The following is a 19,480-nucleotide window of genomic DNA, read 5'->3' as shown; positions in this document are numbered from 1 at the left end:
CGCCCCCGACATGACCCAGGCCAGCGACATGCCGCAGAGGCGGAGCTTCGCGCGGATCGGCCACTTCGTGGCCAGCCGCCGGAAGCTGGTATTCGACTATTTCTCGGCAATCAGCGGCGCCGGCGGCCGCTTGGTGTTTTCGCTCGCCTATTTCATCGCTCTGGCCAACACGCTCTCGATCGCCGAGTTCGGCATGTTCGCGACCGCCTCTGCCGCCGGCATCATGCTGTCGCGCATCCTGGCCTTCGGCTTCATCTCGGCGCTCTATCGCACCGCCACGATCCGCCCCAACCTGATCGGCACCTTCACCGCCGGTTTCCTGCTTCTCGGCGTTCTGTCGCTGCCGTTCCTCGCCGCCGCCTCCTATATCGTCTACCTGATCTTCTTTTCAGGCACCGTGCCGCTGTCGGCCTTCGCCGCGGTCGTCTTCGCCGAGGCGCTGTTGTGGCGACCGGTCGAAGTGGCGCTGATCGTCAACAACGGGCTCGGCAAGTTCGGGCGCGCGGCTGTGCTTGCCATCCTGGCGACGGCGCTGAGGGCAGCCGGCGCGATCCTGTTCATGCTAGCAGCGCAGCACACGATCGGCGTCTGGTCGCTGTTCTACATCGGCGCCAACGCAGCCTCGCTCGTCGTCGCCTTCGTCTTCTTCTATCCACGGCAGCGGCTAAGGCTGCGCACCGAGCTTTATTTCCGGCGGCTCGCCGATTCCGTCTACGTCGCCGGTTCCGAAGTGCTGTTCTACCTGCAGATGGAGTTCGACAAGCTTCTGGTGCTGTCGATCGGCGGACCGCATTTGGCCGGCATCTATGCCATCATCATGCGGCTGGTCGATCTCACAGCGATCCCGATCCGCACCTTCTCGATGATACTGGTGCAACGCATGATGCGGGCGCCTGAGCTTCTGTCGCGGCTGGCGGTCAAGAGCGGCATCGAAGGCGGCGTCTTCCTGGTCTCGACACTAGCGCTGCTGTCGCTCGGCATCGTGCTGCATTTCTTCCCGAACGCACTCGGCAAGAATGTCGCCGAGGCAGCGCCGCTGGTGGCGCTCGCGGTCTGCGTGCCGGGACTGCGCAACCTCGTCGAATACCAGGCGGAGCTGCTCTTCGCGCGCGGCCAGACTGCGGTGCGCGCGATCAATCTCGGCCTGCTCGCCGGCCTAAAGGCGGTTCTGCTCACTTATGTGCTGACGACCATCCCCTACACCGCCAACCTGGTGCTGTCGCTCAACATCGTCTTCCTGCTGCTTTATCTCGCCTCGATGCTGCTGACCTATTCGGCCATGCGCCGGCCAGCCAAGGCGATCTGATTCAGGTGAGGCCGGCCTGCAAATGGCGGCTTCCTGCGCTTCCGGTGCTCACGTACTTTAAGTACACTCCGCTCCGGTTCTTGGAAACCACCTTGTTTGGTCGCTTCGCGCCCGTCTTCGACTCCGACTCGGCCTGACCTGAATCTCAGCGCGGTTCAAAGCCCGATCAGGCGGCGGATGCGGCCGATATCGGTGCCGATGAAGGACTGCATGCCGATCGCGACCTGTTCCGGCGCCATGGTGTCGACGAAGCGGCGGAATTCGTCATCGGAGAGCGGCTTGCCGTTCCAGTGGACGCGGCAGAACTCCTCCGAACCGTGGAAATGGCCGGCGCCGTCGAGCACGTCGTCGACATAGCGGCCATAGATCATGCATTCGGAGAACTGGCGCGCCGAACCGAGGACGCCGACCCAGTCGCGACCATGCACCTTCCCGATGCGCTCGCACATCGCGTTGACCGTCTCGCGGCGCCAGGCGATCAGCGTCGAGATGTAGTCGTGCCTCGACGGATTGGCGGGATCGATGCCGAGCGCTGCGCCGGCATTCCGCGACCAGACGCGATGCTCGTCATGGCCATCATTCGACAGCACGCCGTCGCGACGGAACAGCCGCACCTTGCCGTCGCGCCAAAAGGCGTTCGCGTCGAACGGTTTCATGAAGGCGACATCGGAATCGCAGAAGACCAGCACGTCTTCCTTCGCCTGGCCGGCAATGGCGATGCGCCGCAGTTGCTGCACGTGCCAGCCGCGCAGCGGCTGTGTCCTGAAGCTCAGCCAGATGCGGCGGCGAAAACCGCTCAGCGGATCGTCGAACACGCGCAGCCAGCGCGGCAACAGATCCCGCTCGTCGACGACGCTGCGGCGGCCGGATTCCAACTGGCGAAACAGCGCTACGTCGCGATGTTCGGTAAGGATGTAATGATGCGCCATGCCGGCGACGTGGCGGTCGATGGTTTCGCACAGAAGCCGGCAGCGCTCGAAATCGGGCGCATAGCTCGCGGTGACGATCGCGGCCAGGGGCGCGCGCGGCAGCGGTTCGATTTTGGTAGCAGTGTCCGGCACGAAATGGCTGTTCACCGGCGTGCCTCCGCCGGTCGCGGCCCAAGCGACAGCTTCTGCCTCACGACGCGCCACAGGAAGAGCGGGTTGCCGACGATGTAGCGGCGCCACAAGCGGCGGGGTTCGATCCACAGCCGGAACAGCCATTCGAGCCGCAGCCGGCGCAGCCAAAGCGGCGCGCGCGGCACCGAGCCGCTCATGAAATCGAGCAGCGCGCCGACGGCGACCGGCAGCGTGCAATGACGGCTGTCGATGTGGCGCTCGATCCACAATTCCTGACGCGGCACGCCCATGGCAACGAGCAGCACATCTGGCCGCAGCCTGGCGATGCGTTCGAGGATCGCCGGCTCCTCGGCGGCGGAGAAGAAGCCGTCGTGGATGACGACGAAATTGTGCTGCACGGCGAGCGTCGAAAGCTTCGCACACGCGGCTTCGGCATTGGCGCGCGTCGTGCCGAGCAGCGCCACCGTCAGCGGGTGCGACGATGCCTGCAGGAAGGCCGGGATGAAGTCGGTGCCGTTGAGGTTGCTGGGGAAAGGCGCGCCGTAAAGCAGCTTTGCCGCCATGTCGACGCCGACGCCATCGGGGAGGATGAGGAAGTTTTCCAGCGCCTCGGCAAAGACCGCATCGGTGCAGGCGAGGTTGGCATTGTGGGCGTTGAGGAAACTCACCTTGGTGAAGCGGCGCTCGTCGATCAGCCGGGTGAGCAAGGTGATGGCCTCGTCCCAGCGTATGGCCAGCACCGGAATGCCGAGAATGGTCTTGAGCGTGTCGAAGCCGAAGGCGGCGCGCGCGGTGTGCATGTTCATGCGGCGACTTCCTGCCTGACGGCGCCGAGCTTCTCCAGGCCAAGCCCGATCGCGGCGTCGAGCGCCTTTAGCTGGCGGCGATGGAAGGCGCTGCCATCCACGTCGCGGACGTTTGCCGCTGCCGCCTGGAGGGCGGCCGCGAAAGCGATCGGATCGTCGGTCACCACGCAATTGTCGGGACGGTAGCCGATGCCGCGCAGCGAGCGGCTGGTGGCGACGGACGGCAGGCCGAGCTCGAAGGTCTCGATGGTCTTCAGCTGCACCCCGCTGCCGGCGGTGCTGATCAAGGGAATTGCGGCGGCGCCGCGCACGAAAGCCTGCGCATCAGCAACCCTGCCGACAAAGGAAACGCCGGGATGCGGCGAGCTGATGCCGGAAGGCATGTTGCCCGCTATCCTGATACGGAAATCCGGCTTCAGATGCGGCACGACCTTCGTCAGGAACCAGTCGAGTCCGATGCGGTTCGGCTGCCAGGTCCAGGTGCCGATCAGCGCGGCGTCGCAATCGACATGGCGTTTCGCCTTGATCGTCGGCGCCTGCGCCCGGGTCACCAGCGGCAGCACCGCCGAGCGTCTGTCGAAGGCAACGCCAAGTGCCGCGCGGTCCTCCTCGGCAAGCGTGAAGACGAAGCGGGCGGCGCCGCAGAGGCGCTCTTCCACGACCCTGAGCAGTCTCGCCTCGCGGCGGAACATCCAGCGCTGGAAGGCGCTGCCGGCCGTGGCGGCGTTCTCCTCGGCCGAGCGATGCTCGACATTGTGCGCGACGAAGACGAATGGACGGTCGGCGAGAGCCTTTTCGAAGGCGCCGGCGAACTGCACCGAATTCAGCACATAGCCATCGAAGGGACCGGCGCGATCGATGGCGGCGCGAACCTCGGCATCGGAAACGACACGCAGCTTGACCGAGGCAAAGGTAAGGCCGGAGGAAACCGCCTTGCCCAGCCAGGCAAACTTTTGCAGCGGCGACGCGCTTTCGGTGCGAACCTCGACAGCGTCGAGCACGATGGTGTTTTGCGGATCGGACGGAGCCTTGCCCGGCCAGATGAAGCCCATCACCGTCACGCGCACGCCGGCGCGCCGCAAGGCGTCGATGATTGCGGCGTTGGCAATCTCGTAGCCCGAGGCGAGAGCGCCATCAGGCACGATCGATGTGGCGAACAGCAGATGCATCTCACCTATCCTTAGGTGCAGCCGGTAGCAAAACGCGGTGAAGCCTTGATTAAATGGCACCGTCAAAGGCCAAAGACCCGGCTTTTCCGACAGCCGGGCGAGAAGGTGATTAACGAAACGTTATCACCGCGATGCTATCGAGGGCGCAAACCCACGCTGCTCAAAAACGGATGATCCCCTTGCCGTCCGACGCTTCTGTATCGATCGCCGGGCGGTCGCCGGGGCTTGCCGCCGAGAGCGTCGAGGTGGTGGTGACGCTGCCGACCTTCAAGCGGCCAAAGCAAGTGCTGGAGACCCTGGCTTCGCTCAAGGCGCAGCGGACCGGCCGGCGCTTCGCCGTCATCGTCATGGAGAACGAGGCCGAGGCGCGCGAGAGCGCCAGCGCGGTATTGCCGCTGTTCGAGAGCGGCGAGATACCCGGCATGGTGATCATCGCGCATGAGCGCGGCAATTGCAGCGCTTACAATGCCGGCTGGCAGACGGCGATCCTGCAGTTTCCAAACTTCAGGCACCTCCTGGTCATCGACGACGACGAGATCGCCGAACCCGACTGGCTGGAGCGCATGTGCAAGGCAGCCGAGACGCTGCAAGCCGACATCGTCGGCGGCCCACAGGTGCCGGTCTTCGCCGACGCGAGGCACGCCAGATGGGCCGAGCACCCGGTCTTTGCACCGCCCTATCGGGAAACGGGCCGCGTGCCGGCGCTTTACTCGTCCGGCAATCTGCTGGTCGGGCGCGACGTGCTGGCCACGATGGGACCGCCCTTCCTCGACTTGCGATTCAATTTCATGGGCGGCGGCGATTCCGACTTCCTCAGCCGTTCGGCGCAGAAAGGCTTCGTGCTCGGCTGGTGCGCCGAGGCAAAGGTCAACGAGACCGTGCCGGCACGGCGCGTCGAAGCCGACTGGATCCGCGCCCGCAGCCTGCGCAATGGCGTGATCTCGACGCTGGTCGAAAAGAAGAAGCGGGCCGGCACGCCGTTTGCCGGCTTTAAAGTTTTCCTGAAAAGCCTGGCGCTGCTCGCGGCCTCGCCGTTGCGCGGCGCCATCCGGCTGGCGCGCACCGGCTCGCTGACGACAGGCCTCTATCCGGTCTATGTCGCGCTCGGCCGGGTGCTTGCCGAATTCGGATATGCCAATGAGCAGTACCGACAGCCTGAGAAAAATTGAGCGCGCGCCGCTCGGCGCCGCCTTCACCAGGCAAGGTGTGGCGACGGCCATCGCCGCGCTCCTGTTCACCGTCATCATGGTCTCGTTCCGGCCCTTCCAGCCGGCGGGCGCGGAACTGACCGGCGAGGGCGGCGATATCGTCAACCAGCTCGGCTTCGGCTCGCTCGGCGCCGTCTCGATCTTCGCGCTGCTCGCCTTCGCCGACCCCCGCGTGGTGCGCTCGCTGGTCAGCCCATCTTGGGCGCTGATGCTGGGCTTCTTCTTCCTGTCGGTGGTGCTCGCCACCGATCCACCGGCGGCAATGCGCGCCGCCTCCTTCACCATGATCGGCATCATCACAATGGCGACGATCCTGGTGCTGCCGCGCGACGCGGACTCCTTCTCCAGGGTGGTCATCTTCACCGCCGTGGTGGTGATCGGCCTGTCCTATATCGGTCTGATCGTCTTCCCGCATGAGGCGCTGCACACCGCCGACTCGCAGGAGCCCGAGCATGCCGGCCTGTGGCGCGGCGTCTTCACGCATAAGAACATCGCCGGTCCGGTGATGGCCTGTTTCAGCTTTGCCGGGCTCTATCTCTTCCGGCGCGGCCAGCGCTGGTGGGGGGTCGGCATCTTCTGCGCGGCGATGGTGTTCATGCTGCACACCGGCTCGAAGACCACGGCCGGGCTGGTTCCATTCTCGATCATGATCGTCGTGCTGCCCAGCCTCATCGGCATGCGGCTCGGCACGCCGATCCTGTTTGCGCTGGCCATCATCGCGACCGCCATCGGCACGCTGGGCATCGTCTTCATCCCGCCGGTGAAACACCTGGCGGCGGCCTATTTCCCGAACCTGACCTATACCGGACGCACGACGCTTTGGGAGTTCGCGGGCGACATGCTGGCGAAGAGGCCATGGACCGGCTACGGCTATGAAAGCTTCTGGGGGACGCCGCTGCTGCTCAACCAGGACCAGCCCTTCGACAGGCCCTGGGACATCCGCACCATCGTGCATGGCCATGACGGCTATCTTGACATCGCCGTGCTGATGGGCATCCCGGCGCTGTGCGTCGCAGTCTACACCTTCCTGATCGCGCCTTTGCGCGACTACATGCGCATCCCGGCGCGCAAGGAAAACATCTTCCTCGGCGATTTCTTCATGATGGTGGTGCTGTTCACGGCGCTGAACGGTTTCCTGGAAAGCTTCTTCTTCCATCGCGGCGATCCCGTCTGGCTGTTCTTCGTGCTGGGCGTGCTTGGCCTAAGACAAGTCTCGCTGCGACCGATCCCGGTTCGCCTTTCCCCCTGACCCCGGCCGATCGTCTTCGCTGAGCTGGACTTTCCCGCCGCCGCGCAAGCGTCTAAGGAAAGGCTTCTTGCGGAGGTTTTTGATGACGATCAGGCTCGTTCTCGCCGGTTGCGGCAATATGGGTTACGCCATGCTCTCAGGCTGGCTGAAATCCGCAAAGCTCGAACCGTCGGCGATGTTCGTGGTCGAGCCCAATGCGGAACTGCGTCAGCGCGCCGAACATCTCGGCTGTCGCGCCGCCGCCGACGCCGCAGGCATTCCAGCCGATACCGTGCCCGATCTCGTCGTCATTGCGGTAAAACCGCAGGTGATCCGCGAGGTGACGGCTGACTACAAGCGCTTCGGCGACGGCAGGACCAGTTTTCTCAGCATTGCCGCCGGCACACCGGTCGCCACGTTCGAAACTATTCTCGGCGAGCACGCGCCAGTGATCCGCTGTATGCCGAACACGCCGGCTGCGATCGGCAAGGGCATGATGGTGGTGTTCTCCAACCCGCTGGTCTCCGACGACGTCCGCCGCTTCGTCCTCGAGCTTTTGTCCGCCAGCGGGGTCGTGACGACGATCGACGACGAGGGCCTCATGGATGCCGTGACGGCCGTCTCCGGCTCCGGCCCCGCCTATATCTTCCACTTCATCGAGGCGCTGACGATTGCGGCCGAGAAGGCCGGCCTGCCGGCCGAGACCGCCAAGCTGCTTGCCATGCAGACCGTTTTCGGCGCCGCCTCGCTCGCCAGCGAAAGCGATGAGGAACCGGGCGTGCTGCGCCAGCAGGTGACCAGCCCCAACGGCACGACAGCCGCCGCACTCGCCGTGCTCATGGGCGGGGACCGGCTAACGAACCTTGTTACGGAAGCCGTCGAGGCGGCGCGGCTCAGGTCGATAGAGCTGGGTAAGTAACCTTCGCACCGTACAGCATCTCGTCCTGGAGCTGGCGCAAAGCGTAGAGCTTCGTCGTCCGGTCCGGCGCAGAATTATCCGCCGTCAGCAGCTCGCCTTTCCTGACAGGCTTCAGCACCTTGCCGCCTTCGAGCAGCCCGACCGGCAGGGCGCGGCTGGCGCGGGCATCGGCGACCATCATGGTCCAGGAGCGGTAGCAGGTCTCGCCGATGGCATCGAAGGCCTCGCCGGCGGCAAGGTCGCGCTTGGCGACCGCGCAGACTTCCGCCACGGGCTTCGGCAGAGGCACCATGTCGGGCTTGCCATGCAGCATGATTCGGGCTGCAGTCAGCGGCACTTCCAGCGAGGTCAGGTGATAGGGCCTGAACAGGCCGTAGTAGGGACCCTTGCCGACATGCAGGTCGTCCATGCGCTCGACGACGCGCGGATGCGTCGCCTCGACAATGACGAAGACCCCGGGCGCCACGCCTTTGCCGATCGTGTAGTCGACCACGCCTTTCCTCGACAGGAGGCCGCCATCCTCCTTCGGGATCAGCACCTTGGCCAGGTGGTCGCGATCGGCCTTGGGACCATGCATGCCGGGAACATCCGGCACCAGGCCGGTGGCGTTGGCGATGGCGCACATCTCGACCATGGTTTTCGAGCCATCGACGAACTCGACCAGCATGCGCGGGTTCATGTTGCGGCGTTCAGCCTCCTCCCGGTAGTCGTCCGGGACAGCGTCGTGGTTGAGCGGGTTGTTCTTGCCCTTGCCGGCCGCGACGATGGTCAGCCCAAGCGCCGAGGCAAATTCGATCAGTTCCATGCAGCTTGACGGCTCGTCGCCGGCGCCAACCGAGTAGACCACACCCAAGCGGTCGGCCTGCTGCTTCAGGTAGCAGCCGATGGTCACGTCGGCCTCGACATTCATCATCACTAGGTGCTTGCCATGCTCCATGGCCATCAGGTCGAAATCGGCGGCGACGCCCGGTTTGCCCGTGGCGTCGATGACGACGTCGATCAACGGGTTGGTGACCAGCATCTCGTTCGAGGTGATGGCGATGCGGCCAGCCTCGATCGCCTGGGTGACCCGGGAGGCCGTTTCGGCCTCGGCGGCCATCGCTTCGTCCCCATAGGCGATACGGATCGCCTCGCGCGCGGTGTGCGGGCGGCGCGTAGAAATGGCCGCGATCGAAATGCCCGGCATCAGCATGCCCTGCGTCACCAGATCGGTGCCCATCTCGCCGGAGCCGATGACGCCGATGCGCACCGGCCTGCCCTCGGCGGCGCGCCGAGCGAGATCACGGGCAAGCCCGGTCAGGACGACATTGGTCATGCAAGACGTTCCACGCTTTTGCTTCCGGCTGGCATTACAGCGAACGATCCCGGTTTGCCAACCAAAGCAGGCGAGCATGGCGATTTCTTGCGCATGCTTTGCAAAGCCGCAGCAGTTTTTCCTCAACTAGCCGCGACCTTCTGACTTCCGCGGCGCGACCGGCGAATGTCGGATGAGCTGATGCCACGCCGGCCTTCACCCGCCTCTTGCTTGCCGACCAGGATTTCACGCGCACGTTCTGGGCCACCCCGCTCGACCGCATCAGCGATCCGGTCGATGTCGTGGGAACGGTGGTGTTTCTGGCGCCGCCGGCGGCGGCGCAGATCACTGGCGCCAACATTCTTGTCGTTAGCGGCTTGGTCGGTAGTTTCCTGCGGCACGGTACCGTTGAAACAGGCCTCAGCATGGCCGCCGCACGAATCGCCATTGGTTCCAGATCATTAACCATAGCGGCCCGTTTTGGGCTGACGGCCCCTCGCCTGCGGCACTCGGTTATGTGCCATTTTTGCTACAGGCATTGGCTCTAATGCCGTGAATCGCCCTTTTAAGTGGTGCCTAATCCATTATGCACTCACATCCTCGAAAAATCTGATAGATACTGGCCGAAAGCTCCGGTGGCAGGCTTGGGCAAATAGGCGCCAATAAAAACAAAATGGCGCGGGGATAGTCACGGGGTAGAAATGACCAGGACGGGTAAAATTACCGTCGGCTGGCGCGTTGCGCTTGCCATTACGGTGTCGATGCTGGCTTGCGGTAGCGCCAGTGCACTCACGCTCAAGGAAGCCGTTGCAGTCGCTGTGGAATCCAATCCAGAGATTGGCCAGGCGATCGAAAATCGCGAAGCGATCGAATTCGAGCTGCGCCAGGCGAAAGGCCTTTATCTTCCGAGCGTCGATCTGGAAGCGTCGACCGGCGTTCGCCGCCTGGACAATGACACACGGCGCGCGCTCGACGAGGATCACAAAGCCCTTTATCCGAACGAGGCCGACCTTACCGTTTCGCAGACGCTTTACGACAGCGGCGCGAGGCGGGCGGAACTCAATCGTCAGGCCTCGCGGGTCGACGGAGCTTCCTTCCGGGTTCTGGAGCGGTCCGAGTTCATCGGACTTGCGGTCGTCCAGGACTATCTGGAGTATATGCTGCAGGCTTCGATCGTGGCCGAAGCCAAGAAGAACCTTGGCTTTCATCAGTCCATCCTCAGCGACATCAAGCAAGGCATCGCTGGCGGCGCGCTCAACGATGCCGACCGTCAGCAAGCCGAGGAACGCCTCTTTGCCGCCAAGGCGCGGATGCAGGAGGCAACCGAGGAACTCGAGGCGGCCAAGATCCGCTTCTTCAAGAATGTCGGCAAGCCGCTGACCAGCCCATCGCGGCCGGCTGATGTCTCAGCCGCCCTGCCGCGGTCGCTGGACGATGCGATCGGGCTTGCCAGGCAGAACAATCCGCGTGTCCATATGGCCAACAGCGATATCGACGCCGCGGCTTCGCTGGTCGATGCGGCGCGGGCGAAATACGGTCCGACAATCTCCGCCGAGGGTGTCGCCCGCGGCGGGTACGATATCGATGGCGACAATGGCGACACCAGCGACCTGCAGGCCCGGGTGGTGCTGCGCTGGAATCTCTATCGCGGTGGTATCGACAAGGCCAACGAACAGGAGCAGATCCGCCGCACCAGCGAGCAGCGTCTTGCGTTGCACCAGGTGCAGCGCGAGATCGAGGAAGCTGTCCGCACCTCCTGGGACCGCCGCTTCCGCCAGGCCGACCTTGCAAAGACGCTGCGTCAGCAGGCAGCCACCAATGAAAAGCTCGTCGCTTCCTACCGCGAGCAGTTCAAGGTCGGACAGCGCTCGCTACTCGATGTGCTCGATGCCCAGAACACGCGCTTCAACACCGCAACGCTGGCCGACACGTCGTCCTACGCGTCGCTGTTTGCGGAATACCGGTTGCTGGCCGCAACCGGGGAATTGCTGAAGACGCTCAACATCCAGCCGGCCAAGCAGTCGGACGCCTATGCGCGGGCGGAGTTCGGTGTGCCGGCTACGGCCGACACCGAGACCTATGCGCGGACGCCGTCGGAACAGAAGAACGATCTGCCGTTCGACATCCTCGCGCCGGTCAGGAAAAAGTAGCCGATGTAAGCATCGATCTTTCAGTCCTTCGGGGCGGATCGTGAACCAGCAACCTCATATCTTGTCGCCCAAGGAGGCTTTCAAAGCCTGCTTCTGCGCTGTTGCGGCCTATCTCGGCAGGCCGAGCGCTGAAACGGTGCTGTTTGCAGGCGTGCCGATTTCGGAGACGCGCATCGAGCCGGATGAAATCCGCCATCTGGCCGAACGCATCGGCCTCGAAGTCCAGGATTTCAGCCATCGCGACTTCCTGCGCGGCCGCTTCGATCTTCCGGCCATCGTCTTCCGCGTCAGCCAGTTGCCGGTCGCTCTGCTGGCGGAGACGGAGGGCGGGCAATATCTGACGGCGCCGCAGGAAAACGGCCGCACCACGATCGACAGATCGGAACTTGCCGAGAGCTATATCAGCGGCGGCACGTCCTTCTCGATCACCTATGCCAACGCTGCCGAAGAGATGACGGTCGGCACCGCCGCGCGGATCGAAAGGCGTCACTGGCTTACCGGCACCATGGGGGCGTTCTGGCGCACCTACTCGAAGGTGGTGCTGTCGGCGGTCTTCATCAACCTACTGGCGATCGCCTCGCCGATCTTCACCATGAACGTCTACGACCGCATCCTGCCGAACAAGGCGATCGCCACGCTGTGGGTGCTGGCGCTCGGCATCGGCGCGGCCATCCTGTTCGACCTGCTGCTCAAGACGGCGAGGGCGTCGCTGATCGACTATGCCGGACGCAAGGCGGACCTGCGGATTTCCTATCTGCTGTTCGAGAAAGTGCTGAACTCTTCGCTTTCGGCCCGGCCCGGGTCGACGGGCGAATATGCAAACCGCGTCACGCAGTATGAGTTCGTGCGCGAGTTCTTCACCTCCAACACTATCAGCGTCTTCATCGACACGGTCTTCGTCTTCGTCTTCCTGGCAGTGATCTATGCCATCGGCGGCTGGCTGGTGATCATACCGGCGCTGGCCTTCGTCATCTCCGTCATTGTCGGGCTGATCACGCAGCGGCGGATCGGCAAGCGGGTCGCCGCCTCCATGAACGAGGCCTCGCAGCGCCAGGCGCTGCTGGTCGAATCGATTTCCACGCTGGAGACGATCAAGTCGCTGCGCGCCGAGGCCTATCTCTTGCGCAAGTGGGGCGAGCACTCGAAGAATGCAGCCAACACCTCGGAGAAGATCAAGGAGCTGTCGGCGGCGGCCGGCAACGTCACCGGCGCCATCCAGCAATTCGTGACGGTCGCCCTGGTCGTGGCCGGCGCCTATGCGTTCTCGGAAGGCCAGATCTCGACAGGCGCCATCATCGGCACCGTGATGCTAGCTGGCCGCGCCGTGGCGCCGCTCGGCCAGATCGCCATCACGCTTGCGCGGTTCCGCCAGGCGATGTTGTCGCTCAGGATCATCAACACGATCATGTCGCAGCCGGAGGACCGCCCGGACACGGTCGGTTTCGTCAACCGGCCGATCCGCAGCGGCGCGCTCGTCTTCAAGAATGTCGGCTTCGCCTATCCGGGCACGGAGAACGAAGTTCTGAGCGGGCTCAATATCGCGGTCAGGCCTGGCGAGCGCGTCGGCATCATCGGCCGCATCGGCTCCGGCAAGACCACGATGGGCCGGCTGATCGGCCGGCTTTTCCTGCCGACGTCGGGCGAGCTCATGGTCGACGGCATCGACATCCGCCAATACCATCCATCCGAGGTTCGCGCCGCGGTCGGGATCGTCGCGCAGGCCGGCGATCTGTTTTCGGGGACCATCAAGGAAAACCTTTTGATGGCGGCGCCGGAAGCGACCGACGAGGAGATCATCGACGCGGCGAAAGCCGCGGGCGTCGATGACTTCGTCTCGCGGCATCCGCGCGGCTACGACATGAATGTCGGCGAGCGGGGCACCAATCTGTCGGGCGGACAGCGGCAGGCGGTGGCAATCGCGCGGCTGCTTTTGACCAAACCCAAGATCGTTTTCCTCGACGAGCCGTCGGGTTCGATGGACCTCGCTTCCGAACGGCAGTTGATCAAGCAGCTCAAGGTGGCGTTCGACCGCGACACGACGCTGATCGTGTCGACCCATCGCTACAGCATGCTCGAACTCGCCGACCGCCTCATCGTCATCGATCAAGGCCGCGTCGTCGCCGACGGGCCAAAGGAACAAGTCATCCAGGCATTGCAGAAGGGCAATGCCTGACCGGAACGCATAGATATGCTTGCAAAGGAAGATCGCCCGCCCCTTTTCGCTTCGGCGTCCGTTTATATCGTGGGCGCGCTGTTTGTGTGCTTCACGGCCTGGGCATCGTTTGCCGAGGTCGATGAGATCGCGCGCGGCGATGGCAAGGTGATACCGGCTTCCAAGACGCAGATCATTCAGGCCAGCGAGCCCGGCGTGGTGCAGGAGATCGCCGTCAAGATCGGCCAGACCGTCAAGAAGAACGACCTCATCATCCGTCTCGACAATTCGGGCAACACGTCGAGCCTTGGCGAAGAGAAGGCCAAGGCGCGAGCGCTGCAGGCGCGCATCGCGCGGCTGCAGTTCGAGCAGAGCGGCAATGTCGAAGGGGCGTTCCCCTGCCCGGCGGAAATCCAGAAAGTCGCGCCGGAAATCTGCGACAACGAGCAAAAGCTGCTCGTTGCGCGCCGCGACAATTTCGATGTGAAGCTGTCCGTTCTCAAATCGCGTCTCGATCAGCGCGAGAAGGAACTGGACGAGGCCACCGCCAACGCCGACCGCCTGTCCAAGAGCCTGGCCGTCACCGACCAGGAGGCGGCGCTGGTCGAACCCATGGTCAAGAAAGGCCTGATGGCCAGGACCGAACAGATCCGTGTCGAGCGGGAACAGACCGACCTTCACGGACAGCTGGCCCTTGCCGGAGAGACGATCAAGAAGGGCCGGGCGGCAATCACCGAAGCGCAGCTTCAGGTGAACGAATTGGGCCTACAGCTACAACAGGAAGCGTTGAGCGACCTGACGCAGGCGCTCGCCGATCTTTCCGTGGTCGACGAAACCATTCGCGGCGCCACGGACAAGGTGGCGCGCACCGACATCCGCTCGCCGGTCGACGGCATCGTCAATACGCTCGACATCAACACGCTCGGCGCCTTCGTGCAGCCAGGCGCGGTGGTGGCCGGTATCGTGCCGACTTCCGAGACGCTTCTGGTCGAAGCACGGGTTTCACCACGCGACGTCGCCTTCATCCAGCCGGACCAGGATGCGCTGATCAAGGTGACGGCCTATGACTTCTCGATCTTCGGCGGCATCGAAGGCAAGGTCTCCAACATCACCGCCGACAGTCTCGTCGACCAGAAGACCGGCGAGCCCTACTACCAGGTGCGGGTTGCCACCGAGAAGTCGACGCTGACACGAAACGGCAAGACCTACTCGATCATTCCCGGCATGATCTGCTCGGTCGACATCAAGACTGGACGCAAGACGATCCTCAACTATCTTTTGAAGCCCATCAACAAGGCGCGTCAGGAGGCGATGAGTGAGCGATAGCGCCACCCGCCCCGACACTCCGCGCGAACGGCTGCTGCCGGCGCTCGTGGCCGAGGATTTCGGCCCGGAGTTCCGCGTTGTGGCGCGCGGCGGCGTGCGTCGCGGCATCCGGCTGGAACGCGCCTTCTGGGTGTCGCTGAAGCAGATGGCGGAAAACCGCAAATGCACGATCGGCATGCTGGTCGAGGAGATCGCCGAACAGCATCCCGACCATGGCAATCTCACCTCGGCGATCCGGGTCGCCTGCATGCGTGGCCTTGCCGAGGAAAGCATGGAGCTGCGCAAGCTCGCTTCGATCCGCACCATCAATGCGATCCTGATCGCCTGCCCCTCGCCCGCCTTCGCGTTGTCTTCGTCGAAGAAGATCCTGGCCTTCAACACGCCGTTCCAGCAGTTGGTCAGGCGTCAATTGCCGAGCGCGCCCGGCGAGGATGGGCGGCAGGATCTGAAGCTGGCGCTCGACCTCCACGTTCCCGACATCTTCGCCCGGCTCGACGCCAACGGCGAGACGCCGGTGAGCACCGGCTTCGTCATCGGCGCCGGCGAGCGCCGCTATCGCGGCCAGCTCAGCGCCGTGCGCGCGCCTGTCACCGAGACCGAACTGCTAATGGCCTTCGTCTTCAACGGCTAAGCCAATTTTGGGAAACGCGGGCAGCAGCTTCCTGTCCGGAATTACTTGGAAACGACAGATCGAGAAGTTTCGAATTTCCGTAAACCGTCGGACCGCTCCGCTCTATTGCCTCAGGTTCGAAGCGACTGATGGTTCCGGCGAACCTTCGCCAGGCGCCACGGTTGCGAAGCCGCCGGCTATGTCGGCCATCTGCGCACCGGACTTCGAGCCGTGGATCCAGGCGCGATCGGTGCTGAAGGAGTAGAGCGGAACATAGTCGGGCAGGTCGCTGTCGCGCATGACGGCGTTGCTGAGGCTGTCGAGGATGAAAGCGCCGCTTCCCGTGCTCACCGACAGAACCGCGTGGAAGAACTTACGGCGGCGATCCTGGAGCACGACCAGCGACATGCTCTGCGCCGGGATGCCGGCGCGCAGCAGCGCCGCCATCTTGAGTATGGCGAAATCCTCGCAATCCCCTGCGCGATGCTCGAGGACTTCGGAAGGCTTTGCCCAGTAGTCGAGCTCGCCGTAGACGACGCTGTCCTTGCGATAGGCGATCAGGCGGTTGATGCTGCTGTTGACGAAGGACAGCTTTTCGCGAAAACCCTTGCCGGCGGCAATGTTGATGATCTCGGCGAAAGCCGGGCTTTCGCGGTCGCAGGAGCTGCCCGCGGTGCAATCGACGATGGCCTTGTAGACGGGAGCCCAGCGCGCCGCGACCGGGAAATTGCGCATCGACAGGGCGACGGAGCCGAAAACGCCGGGAATGATCGCGGCTGTCTGGATCGGGTCGATGCCGGCACCGCCAGCGGCGCTCGAAACCTCATTAAGTGCCGGCGCGTAGCCAGCCGAAATCTCCGCGATCCGGTAGGCGGCGGCCGGCTGCCAGGGCTCATGCCGGACCAGTGAAACACCGCCCAGGCTGGCCGGCGCAAACAGCTGTTGCAGGGCCGGATCCGCGACTGAATTCGGGCTCGCCGATGATGGATTTGCTGGAACGGCAAGGCCAATCGCCAGCAAGAGTACCTTGATCCCCGTCATGCCCGGGGCTGCTTCTTGTATTTTCATAACGCCCACCTTTGACTGTGGACGCTACCAATCTTGTCTCAAATTATCGGAAATGAAGGTGGGTAAATTTCCGCGAATCACTCTATTCTATTTTCCATCGAATTTTATTCAAATTTATACTTTCATTTACCAAACCGGCGACGTGCGCGGCAGCCAGTTCCGCATTCCTTAAGAACATGCATATCTGCATATATCATCAGGATTTACCAAGTGTAAAAAATGCGATTCTCTACATATTGCAGTATATGAAATAGATTGAAGGTCTGTTGCAAAGTTCCGGCCCCGCATGTCTCTTTCCGGGAAATGCCGGAGGGGTTTTGGCTATGACGAACAATATCGAATTCGACGCCGTTTCAAATTCGTGGGACGAGCACACCAGCGCTGGTGAAAATCACATCCCGACGGGAGTCCAGGTCGCGGCAAGCGGCCAGGCGGCAAGTGAGCCCGTGCCGGTCGATGTCGGCAACGGCGCTCCGGCGCAGGGCGCAGCCAACGCTCAAGGGGCAAACCAGCCAGCAGCGGACGCAAAAGCCCCCGCCTCCAACGCCCCGGCGTCCAATGCCGCAAACGCCCCGGCCGCGAATGCACCGGCGGCGAATGCAGCGGCTACGAACGTCCCGCATGAATATCACGCCGAAGCCGGCAATGTCGTGAAGCTCCCGGCCAATGTCTCAATCGACAACATCAAGGTCGAGGGGCACAACCTCGTGCTGGTGCAGGCCGACGGGTCCGAGATCATCATCAAGGACGGCGCGCTCAATGTGCCGACCTTCATCATCGGCGACGTCGAGGTGCCGCGCGTCGCCCTGATCGCCGCGCTCGAGGCAAGCCATGTCGATGTCGCCTTCGGCGCCGACGGCTCGATCTCGGCCGGCGGCAACGGCTCGAGCAGCGCAGGCGGAAATTTCGAACAGCCTCCCGGTGGTATCGGCGACGGCTTTGGCCTGACGGCGCTTCTGCCGCCGACGGATCTGTCGTTCGGTCAGCCGGAGCATAGGGATCTGTTCCCGGGGCTCGTGCGCGAGAATTCGACGCCAACGATCCTCGACCTGACGCCTTCGGTCAACGGCGGCGACACCACCGTCGATGAGAAGGGTCTGGAGACTGCCGGCGCGACGGGGTCCGGCGAAGCGGGCACCAGCGCCGCGGTCGACAACGACCCCTCCGAGCACAACACCGGCACCTTCACCATCAACTCGCCGGACGGCATCGGCTCGGTCAACATCAACGGCCAGGTGATTTCGGCCGCCGAGCTCGCCAACAGCGGGTCGACGCCGATCGACATCACCACGCCGCTCGGCAACACGCTGACCATCAACGGCTACGACCCCGCCACCGGCCAGGTGAGCTACACCTACACGCTGCTGCATGCAGAGACACATCCGGCCGGCGACGCTCCCATCTTCGACAACATGACCGTGACCGTCACCGACAGCGACGGCGACGTCTCGCTTCCCGGAACGCTCTCGGTTCAGATCGTCGACGATGTGCCGACGGCGAACCCGGACGCCAACAGCGTCGCGGCGGGCAGCCATGCAGAGATCTCGGGAAATGTGATCACCGGCGCCGGCGAGACGGATCCGGTCACGAGCGCGGACGTAAAGGGAGCGGACGGCGCCAGCGTAACCTCGGCCTATGGCACGGGTGCGCCGCAGGATGTGACGTCCGCCGTCACCGGCACCACGATTGCGGGCCAGTACGGCACGCTGACGCTCTATTCGGACGGCCACTACACCTACGACCGCGCGGCGAACACGCCCGGCGGCGTGAGCGATGTGTTCCACTACACGCTGACAGATGGCGACGGTGACCAGTCGAGCACCACGCTGACGATCAACATCGGCAACGAGCCGCCGAAGCTGGGCGACATCCCGGCCGCGGGCGCTGACGGTGCGCTCGTCAACGAGGCGGGCCTGGCGAGCGGTACGCTGCATGACGGCTCGAACACGACGAGCGGCACGATCTCGTTCTCCTCTCCGGACGGCGTCGGCTCGGTGTCCCTGGGCGGCAATGCGCTGTCGAGCGATGCCGGCAACCCGACCGTGTTCACGGCGGGTCCGGGGTCGAATGGCCAGGTGAGCGCGTACTACACCTATGACAGCGCGACCGGCACCGGGACCATCCACTACACCTACACTCTGACGGCGGACTATCTCGCCGCCGCCGGCGACAACGGCCCCAACGTCGAGGCCAATCCGAGCTTCGCGGTCACAGTGACCGACCTCGACGGCCAGCCCGCATCGGGTACCCTGACGATCAACGTCATCGACGACGTGCCGACGGCCAAGGCCGATACCGACGCGGCACAGTCCGGCGAGACGGTGACGGGCAATGTCGAGGCCGGCACGAGCACCCACGGCACCGGCGCGGCCGACACGGCTGGTGCGGACGGCATCGCGTCGATCGCCTGGACCGGTGCGGTAACGAGCAACGGCGTGATGACGGTGACGGGCGCGCATGGCGTGCTGACGGTGTTCGCCAATGGCGATTACAGCTATCAGGCCACCCCGAACGCACCCACCGGCACTGACGTGTTCCACTACACGATCACCGACGGCGATGGCGACACCTCGCCGGCGACGCTAACGATCGACGTGACCGGCAGCCAGCCGCTGGTGAAGCCGGAGGTTGCGGCGGTCAACGAGGCGGGCATCGACACGACGCCGCCGGCCGGCGACCTCGGCCCCGGGACTGTGGACGGTTCGCATGCGGGCGACGGCACGGAGACGACGAAAGGCCAGCTGATCTTCTCGGATCCGGACGGTGCAACCGTGACCGGTGTTCAGGCAGGCGATGTCGGCAGCGACGTGAGCGGCAATGTCGGCACGAACATCAATGGCACGTACGGCATCCTGCATGTCAACGCGGATGGCACCTACACCTATACATTGACGTCGCCGGAGGCGAATGTCCCGGCCGGCAACGACGGCGCCAACGTGCAGCCCGGGCAGGACGTGTTCACGTTCACGGTGACCGATAGTTTTGGCAACACGTCGACGTCGACCATCTCGATCAACATCACGGACGATGTTCCGTCGATCAGCAACGCCGTCGCCGGCAGCTCGGTGACGCTCGACGAGACCAACAACGGTCCGACGACGGACGGCGTGCTGAACCCGGCGATCATGACGGCCACGAGCGCTGCGGCGATCGTGACGCTGACCTCCAACTACGGCGCCGACG

The 19,480-nt window shown here is 64.0% G+C and carries 14 protein-coding genes and 1 pseudogene; 10 read left to right on the top strand and 5 right to left on the bottom strand.

The features are described 5' to 3' along the window. The first annotated feature begins 10 nt into the window (after positions 1 to 10). The gene (locus EN869_RS25975; protein ID WP_127230831.1) at positions 11 to 1,306 is read left to right on the top strand and encodes a lipopolysaccharide biosynthesis protein; all 1,296 of its coding nucleotides are present in this window, start codon (positions 11 to 13) and stop codon (positions 1,304 to 1,306) included. Between the two features lie 155 nt (positions 1,307 to 1,461). Here EN869_RS25975 and EN869_RS25970 read toward each other — a convergent pair whose 3' ends face one another. The 3 genes from EN869_RS25970 to EN869_RS25960 are packed head-to-tail and all read right to left on the bottom strand — an operon-like array spanning position 1,462 to position 4,342. Beyond that, the gene (locus tag EN869_RS25970) at positions 1,462 to 2,382 is read right to left on the bottom strand and encodes a DUF6492 family protein (RefSeq protein ID WP_127230830.1); all 921 of its coding nucleotides are present in this window, start codon (positions 2,380 to 2,382) and stop codon (positions 1,462 to 1,464) included. Next, on the bottom strand, positions 2,379 to 3,173 hold the full coding sequence (locus EN869_RS25965; RefSeq protein ID WP_127230829.1) for a WecB/TagA/CpsF family glycosyltransferase: 795 nt from the start codon (positions 3,171 to 3,173) through the stop codon (positions 2,379 to 2,381). The genes EN869_RS25970 and EN869_RS25965 overlap by 4 nt, the downstream gene beginning before the upstream one ends. Further along, complete coding sequence (locus EN869_RS25960; RefSeq protein WP_127230828.1) at positions 3,170 to 4,342, bottom strand: glycosyltransferase family 4 protein; 1,173 nt, start codon at positions 4,340 to 4,342, stop codon at positions 3,170 to 3,172. Before EN869_RS25960 ends, EN869_RS25965 begins: the two co-directional genes overlap by 4 nt. 170 nt (positions 4,343 to 4,512) lie before the next feature. Between EN869_RS25960 and EN869_RS25955 the strand changes: the two genes are divergently transcribed. The 3 genes from EN869_RS25955 to proC all read left to right on the top strand — a co-directional run bounded on the left by EN869_RS25955 (position 4,513) and on the right by proC (position 7,697). Next, positions 4,513 to 5,511 carry a glycosyltransferase gene (locus EN869_RS25955; RefSeq protein ID WP_127230827.1) on the top strand — a complete coding sequence of 333 codons (999 nt, stop codon included), beginning with the start codon at positions 4,513 to 4,515 and terminating at the stop codon, positions 5,509 to 5,511. After that, a complete protein-coding gene (locus EN869_RS25950; RefSeq protein WP_127230826.1) occupies positions 5,480 to 6,799 on the top strand; it encodes an O-antigen ligase in 1,320 nt (439 codons plus the stop codon). The genes EN869_RS25955 and EN869_RS25950 overlap by 32 nt, the downstream gene beginning before the upstream one ends. A gap of 82 nt (positions 6,800 to 6,881) precedes the next feature. Beyond that, a complete protein-coding gene (proC, locus tag EN869_RS25945) occupies positions 6,882 to 7,697 on the top strand; it encodes a pyrroline-5-carboxylate reductase (protein ID WP_127230825.1) in 816 nt (271 codons plus the stop codon). Here the strand turns inward: proC and EN869_RS25940 are convergent. Then, positions 7,672 to 9,012, bottom strand: coding sequence for an NAD(P)H-dependent oxidoreductase (locus EN869_RS25940; RefSeq protein WP_127230824.1), 1,341 nt, complete (start codon positions 9,010 to 9,012; stop codon positions 7,672 to 7,674). The two genes, proC and EN869_RS25940, sit on opposite strands and share 26 nt — an antisense overlap. Before the next feature lie 248 nt (positions 9,013 to 9,260). On the opposite strand from EN869_RS25940, the pseudogene EN869_RS25935 reads away from it, so the two are divergent. The 5 genes and pseudogenes from EN869_RS25935 to EN869_RS25915 form a co-directional block, all read left to right on the top strand. Then, positions 9,261 to 9,359, top strand: a pseudogene (locus EN869_RS25935) (3-oxoacyl-ACP reductase); the annotation flags it as partial. 333 nt (positions 9,360 to 9,692) lie between these two features. Continuing rightward, the gene (locus EN869_RS25930; protein WP_127230823.1) at positions 9,693 to 11,141 is read left to right on the top strand and encodes a TolC family outer membrane protein; all 1,449 of its coding nucleotides are present in this window, start codon (positions 9,693 to 9,695) and stop codon (positions 11,139 to 11,141) included. Between the two features lie 40 nt (positions 11,142 to 11,181). Further along, complete coding sequence (locus EN869_RS25925) at positions 11,182 to 13,314, top strand: type I secretion system permease/ATPase (protein WP_127230822.1); 2,133 nt, start codon at positions 11,182 to 11,184, stop codon at positions 13,312 to 13,314. 15 nt (positions 13,315 to 13,329) lie between these two features. Next, positions 13,330 to 14,619, top strand: coding sequence for an HlyD family type I secretion periplasmic adaptor subunit (locus tag EN869_RS25920; RefSeq protein WP_127230821.1), 1,290 nt, complete (start codon positions 13,330 to 13,332; stop codon positions 14,617 to 14,619). Further along, the gene (locus EN869_RS25915) at positions 14,609 to 15,250 is read left to right on the top strand and encodes a ribbon-helix-helix domain-containing protein (protein ID WP_127230820.1); all 642 of its coding nucleotides are present in this window, start codon (positions 14,609 to 14,611) and stop codon (positions 15,248 to 15,250) included. The genes EN869_RS25920 and EN869_RS25915 overlap by 11 nt, the downstream gene beginning before the upstream one ends. A 102-nt stretch (positions 15,251 to 15,352) precedes the next feature. Here EN869_RS25915 and EN869_RS25910 read toward each other — a convergent pair whose 3' ends face one another. After that, positions 15,353 to 16,270 (bottom strand): transglutaminase-like cysteine peptidase, encoded by a 918-nt coding sequence (locus EN869_RS25910; protein ID WP_348630873.1) that lies wholly within the window; start codon positions 16,268 to 16,270, stop codon positions 15,353 to 15,355. Positions 16,271 to 16,620: 350 nt separating this feature from the next. On the opposite strand from EN869_RS25910, the gene EN869_RS25905 reads away from it, so the two are divergent. Beyond that, the coding region (locus EN869_RS25905) for a VCBS domain-containing protein (RefSeq protein WP_210236309.1) at positions 16,621 to 19,480 on the top strand (2,860 nt) is incomplete at its 3' end.

Source organism: Mesorhizobium sp. M2D.F.Ca.ET.226.01.1.1 (assembly GCF_004022705.2).
Lineage (GTDB): Bacteria > Pseudomonadota > Alphaproteobacteria > Rhizobiales > Rhizobiaceae > Mesorhizobium.
This window is presented reverse-complemented; position numbering and strand designations above follow the sequence as displayed.